This window comes from Gracilimonas sp., from assembly GCF_035704785.1.
Classification (GTDB): domain Bacteria; phylum Bacteroidota; class Rhodothermia; order Balneolales; family Balneolaceae; genus Gracilimonas.
On record NZ_DASSWP010000047.1, the window covers coordinates 1 to 5,837 of the forward strand.

5 protein-coding genes are annotated in these 5,837 nt (G+C 42.4%); 2 read left to right on the plus strand and 3 right to left on the minus strand.

The window, feature by feature from the left end:
* Nucleotides 1–1,430, minus strand: a 1,430-nt coding sequence (gene sthA, locus VFM80_RS02470; RefSeq protein ID WP_395069209.1) for a Si-specific NAD(P)(+) transhydrogenase, incomplete at its 3' end; no start/stop codon positions are given.
* 231 nt (nucleotides 1,431–1,661) lie between these two features.
* On the opposite strand from sthA, the gene VFM80_RS02475 reads away from it, so the two are divergent.
* Together VFM80_RS02475 and VFM80_RS02480 are read left to right on the plus strand one after the other, a co-directional pair.
* Entirely contained in the window at nucleotides 1,662–2,270 is a 609-nt protein-coding gene (locus VFM80_RS02475; protein WP_395069211.1) for a superoxide dismutase, read from the plus strand.
* Nucleotides 2,271–2,470: 200 nt separating this feature from the next.
* Nucleotides 2,471–2,926: a BrxA/BrxB family bacilliredoxin gene (locus tag VFM80_RS02480; RefSeq protein ID WP_395069213.1), complete on the plus strand. Its 456-nt coding sequence runs from the start codon at nucleotides 2,471–2,473 to the stop codon at nucleotides 2,924–2,926.
* A 154-nt stretch (nucleotides 2,927–3,080) separates the two neighbouring features.
* On the opposite strand, the gene VFM80_RS02485 is transcribed toward VFM80_RS02480, so the two are convergent.
* Both VFM80_RS02485 and VFM80_RS02490 read right to left on the minus strand, forming a co-directional pair.
* Nucleotides 3,081–4,781: a mechanosensitive ion channel family protein gene (locus tag VFM80_RS02485; protein ID WP_395069215.1), complete on the minus strand. Its 1,701-nt coding sequence runs from the start codon at nucleotides 4,779–4,781 to the stop codon at nucleotides 3,081–3,083.
* A gap of 206 nt (nucleotides 4,782–4,987) precedes the next feature.
* The gene (locus tag VFM80_RS02490) at nucleotides 4,988–5,788 is read right to left on the minus strand and encodes a slipin family protein (protein ID WP_395069217.1); all 801 of its coding nucleotides are present in this window, start codon (nucleotides 5,786–5,788) and stop codon (nucleotides 4,988–4,990) included.
* Nucleotides 5,789–5,837 lie beyond the last annotated feature (49 nt).

The window sequence follows — 5,837 nt, forward strand, 5'->3', positions numbered from 1 at the left end:
TTCACTCCGGCTTTATAAACGCGGTTCATTCCGTTAAAGGCTGCGATCCGGTAAGCCTCACTGTAAGTAGGATAATTGAGCACGTGATTGATGAAGTACCGTACATCTCCGCCCAACGACATCACTGCTTGTCCTAAGTGAATAAGGTCACTGGCTCGTTCGCCTATAATATGAACTCCTACTAATTTCAGGCTTTCGGTTTCAAAAACCAGTTTCAGGAGTCCATCTTGCTGATTACTGATATCTCCCTGTGTGATGTTTTTATAGTAAGCCCGGCCTACGGTAATTTCATATCCGTTAGCTTTAGCTTCTTTTTCTGTAAGGCCAATGCTGGAAATCTCCGGAATGGAGTAGATGGCAAATGGAATTTCGGGCGGCACATCCAGTGCCTGAATCCCAAACATACGGCAGGAAGCTAACCGACCTTCAGAGAAAGAAGCAGAGGCAAGGGCCGGATAACCTATCGCGTCTCCGCCGGCGAAAATATTGTCAATGTTGGTTTGGTAGTCGTTATTAACGACAATGTATTTTTCATCACTCATTGTGATTCCAACTTTTTCCAGACCGATGCCTTCAGTATTGGGAACTTTACCGCCTAAATAAAGCACATGTTCGGTTTCGATTACCCGGGTTCGTTTCCCTTCATTATCATTTTGAAGATTGTAGCGTACTTCGGTGGTGTTTCTCAAAGTGTTCTGCTGAATCTCAATATTTTCTGCATTTGAGAACACTTCTATCTTTTGCTTAGCTAAAAGCTGAAAAAGCTGCTCAGATATTTCATTGTCTAAAAAAGGCAAAAATGATTCTGCTTCATTTAAAATAGAAACCCGGCTCCCGAGATTTGAGAAGGTGGTAGCGTATTCCAGTGCCTGAACACCACTTCCGATCACTAACAGTTTTCTGGGAATATGAGTGAGGTTGAGCACAGAAGTATAATCCATCACCTTGTCATGATCCAGATCAAAGCCCTTGGGTTTCACAGGACTGCTTCCAGGAGCAATAAAAATGAATTCGCCGGTATGTTTGGTTTTGGAGCCGTCTTTGGATGTTATTTCAACCGTATTCTTATCCTTCAGAACCCCAAATCCGCGAAGGGTATCTATTTCATTTTTTCTAAAATCACTTTCAACTTTTGAATTCTTGCTTTCAAGGATCTCATTTTTGTACTTCAACAACTCATCCATTTGATGATGTTGATAAGCCTTTTCCTTAGAGAGGTGCTCAAATTGACTTTGGAACCGCTGTATGATACGTGCTGTTTCCCGAAGGGCTTTGCTGGGAATAGTACCGGAATTGATCCAGGTTCCGCCAAATGACTCTTCATTGGCTTCAACAACCAGTACTTTTTTGTCGAACTTGGAACTTTGCATGGCACACGAAAAACCTGCAGGCCCGCTTCCGATAATGATAACGTCGTAATCGTATTTCATAAATATGTTGAGTGAGGAAATCTATATGAGTGTATGTACTGAAGATACTTCAATTCTAAGAGGATTTCAGAGTTACATTTACTCATAGCGTCAATAAATCTAAAAGATAGATTGTATTGATGGGGTACAGGAACGAATTTTAGCCCCGTTTTGCTTATGTTTAAGAACGATAAATGAAAGGCGCACAATTTATAAGCGTCATTAAACCGAAATTAAAAAAGGAGTAAGATAATGGCATATTCTCTACCCGATCTTCCATATGAATACGATGCACTTGAACCCACTGTTGATGCGCGTACTATGAAGATCCATCATACAAAACACCATCAGGGTTATACAGATAAAGTGAATGCAGCTTTGGAAGGTCATGAGTTTGCGAATCTCGACATTGAAGAAGTACTGAGACGTATTGATGAAGTACCTGCCGACAAGAAACAAGCCGTTGTTAACAATGGTGGCGGATACGCTAATCACAAATTATTCTGGACTATTCTTTCTCCAAAGGGAGGCGGAAGCCCGGACGGTGAATTAGCTGATGCTATCAAGAAAACCTTTGGCAGTTTCGATAAATTCAAGGAAGAATTTTCAAATGCAGCAGGAAGCCGATTTGGTTCAGGCTGGGCATGGCTTTCAGTGGACGGAAGCGGAAATTTGGTGGTGCATTCAACCCCAAATCAAGATAGTCCTCTGATGGAAGGCTATACTCCGATACTGGGAATTGATGTATGGGAACATGCGTACTACCTGAATTATCAAAACCGCCGTCCCGATTATGTATCCGCATTTTGGAATGTAGTGAACTGGGACCAAGTAGCTAAGAACTACAAAGCAGTGAAGTAAGTACGACGAAAGACCAACGACAGTTGACGAATGAACATGAATTTAATTTCATGTTGTCGTTGAACAGTCATTCCCGCATAGGCGGGAATTCAAAGGTAATTTCAAGGCTTCCCATTCATAGGAAGCCTTGACTTATTTTGGCTGAAATATTTTGTATTTTTCAGCCGTTCAAGCAATCAACAAAACACAAATAGACTATTATGCAATTTGGATTTGGAATGGGACCTGATACGTCCTGGATGAGAGAAGAACTGACACAATTCGGAGTTGAAGAACTGAAGACTCCTGAAGATGTAGATCGTGCCATGAAGGAATACAAAGGCACCATGCTTTTGGCGATCAATTCCGTATGTGGTTGTGCTGCTGGAAATGCACGCCCGGGACTAGGAATTGCTTTGGAGAATGCTGAAGTGAAGCCCGACCACATGGTAACGGTATTTGCCGGACAGGATAAAGAGGCTACGGCACATGCACGCGCTTATTTTACCGAATATCCTCCATCATCTCCTGCGTTCGCATATTTTGTGGATGGAGAGATCAAAGCGATGATCCCCCGCCATCGTATTGAGGGTAGGACTAAAGATGAAGTAGCTGCCGATCTGAAAATGGTATTCGAAGCATTTTCAGGAGAGAAGAAAGAAAAGACAACAGAGTGATTGAAACAGATGACACTGATGTCGCGAATTTCCGCAGTTAAGTAATTATTAAAGCCGGCTCATTGAGTCGGCTTTTTTTTGTTAACCACAGAGTTACACGGAGATTTCCTAAATAGAGTTTCCTCTACGTTCCTCGGTGAGCTCTGTGGTAAAATCACTTATTAGCCCCGAAATCTACTTCTTCACCGCCCTTGAAAATTCGTATACCATCCGGTTTTCTTTTCTTGCCATCGGGACCAAATTCATGAACGACGGAGGCTAATTCTTCTTCATTTCGTTCTTCTCCAACTTTACGCGGTTCATCTTTGTAGAAACTATCCATATGTAAAGTTTGCGTAGGGAATGCAAATTCAACGCCTACTTCTTCGGCCAATCTTAATATTTCCAGGAAGAAATTATGGCGCTGCTGCAGTTCAGTGCTCCAGTCGGGGACATCAAAAAATACATACACCAGTACATCCAGCGAGTGGGCACCGAAGGAGTTAAAATGCACTTCATACATATCTTGCCGGAAATGCTTATTGGCTTTTACAATGGCCTTGATGCCTTCTACGAAAGCTTCCATCTGCTCAGGAGTGGTTGAATAAGTGAGATTAAGGACGGTTTTCAGGCGGCGGTATTTTCTCAATCCCAGATTATCGACATCGGTATTGGCTATGTTTGAATTGGGGACACTGACCAGAGAATTATAGAAGGTGCGAATTCGTGTGGACCGAAATCCAACTTCTTCAACGGTACCTTCCACATCACCAACTTTTATCCAATCTCCCATCTTGAAAGGGCGGTCCACGAAAATAGTCACGGATCCGAAAAAGTTAGCCAGGGTCTCCCGTGCAGCGAGAGCCACAGCCAATCCACCGATTCCGAGTCCGGCGATGAGTGAGGCTACATTATACCCGTTGTTTTGAAGGACAGCGATCACACCCATGATCACCACAAAAAAGCGAAGGGTTTTACGAATGAGGGGAATAAGCTGGTCGTCGAGCTCGGTTTCTGTTTTGGCGCTAAGAACGCTCAGGTATTTTGAAAATACATCTGCAAGATTGTAAAGCAGCCAGATGAAGCCAATGGATATAGCGATCTCCAGTAAGGAAGAAAGAAAATGACTGATAGTTACCGAAAACTGGAGATTGGTATACGTCAGGAAGTAAAAGATCATCAAAAATACGAGTAAAGCAGGTTTCTCAACTTCATCTATCAGATCATCATCCCAGGTGAAATTTGTTTTTTGAGCCAGTCTTTTCACATAGTTATCAAGGAAAAATCCAAAGATCTTCATCAAGATCAGCCCGATCAGCAGCCAAATGAAAACGGCAAGATATTGCCAGATCTTAATTCCAAGCCATTCATTTTCAGCCCATTCAGGCAGATTATCTACAACGAAAGTAACATAGCTTGAAAAAGTGCTTTGATATAACTCCGGGATCTCTGCAACCGTGGCTTCCGAGAATACCCATTCATTTTGAACGGTTTTAATAAGATAAACGGCCGGCAGTGATTCAAATAAAATATATTGCTGAAGGCCGGAAAGACTGTCGGTATAGTTGGGATTTGAAGGGATATTCTCATAGTCGATCATCAAACCGCGTGCATCTAACACTTTTAATAACTGGCCGGCGAGCTCTAACTTCTCTTCAGCATCGCCATCTGAAAGCTTCATGGTTTTGATAACAAACTCAGGGTTTTTATGTCCTGTTTGCTGCCAGTGTAAAAAAGTATGCACGGCTCGCTGAGGATTTGTTAGGAGATTGGCATCCCTGGCTTGAGGTTGATTTTGATTTTGGAACCCAAAAACAGTTCCGGAAAAAACGATGATGATCGAGAAAATGAGAGAAATTGATCTGGTAATACCCATGTGTATTCAACTTTCTTTATAGGATTGAAAAGACTCTAAAATTAAGAAAACTATGGCTTGGATGGTGAAAGAAATTGAATCCTATATCCTCGTGTGAATGAAGGTCATAGGATAAAGTTTATGTCATCCTATATCTAAAAATTTAAAAAAGGCTCCAATGCAGAGCATTGGAGCCTTTAACTTATCTGATTTAAGATGTTCAGATATTATTCATCTTTCGAGTTTGATTTACCACGGTCTGCCATCGTTTTGAAGGCTTCGAGGAAATCCATCGGAAGCGGTAAAAAAGCGAAAGTAGCATTCTCTTCACTGATCTCATTCATGGTTTGCAGGAAGCGAAGCTGTAACGCAGCAGGTGCTGTTTCAATCATCTTGGCTGCATCTACCAATCGCTCTGCAGCCTGGAATTCACCTTCAGCATTAATGACTTTAGCTCTACGATCACGCTCAGTCTCAGCCTGACGGGCCATGGCTCGTTTCATGTTTTCTGGCAGCACAACATCACGAACTTCCACAGAAACAACTTTAATACCCCATGGATCGGTTTGGATGTCAATATTCTGCTGAATTTGTTTGTTGATCTTTTCTCGATTGGCCAACAGTTCATCCAATTCAACCTGACCAATGATACTTCGCAGGGTAGTTTGGGCCAGCATAGATGTTGCATGTATGTATCGTTCAACCTGAATAACTGCAGCTTCTGCATCTACTACGCGGAAGAAGGTGATGGCATCCACATTCACAGTTACGTTATCCTTGGTGATCACTTCCTGCCGATCCACGTTTATGGTAAGAACGCGCAAGTCAACCCGCTCAACTCTATCAATGAAAGGGATCAGAACAATAAGGCCGGGGCCTTTTACGCTTTGGAATTTACCTAATCTGAATACAACGGCTCGTTCATATTCACGCAGGATCTTGAATACCTGGGGTGCCAGCAGTACAAAAAATACAACCAGCGTTATTACCCATGTAATGTATCCGGAAAAAATCTCAGTTGACTCCATGGTCAATCTCCTTTTTTGGGGTGTATGGTTTTACGGTAACGGTCAGTCC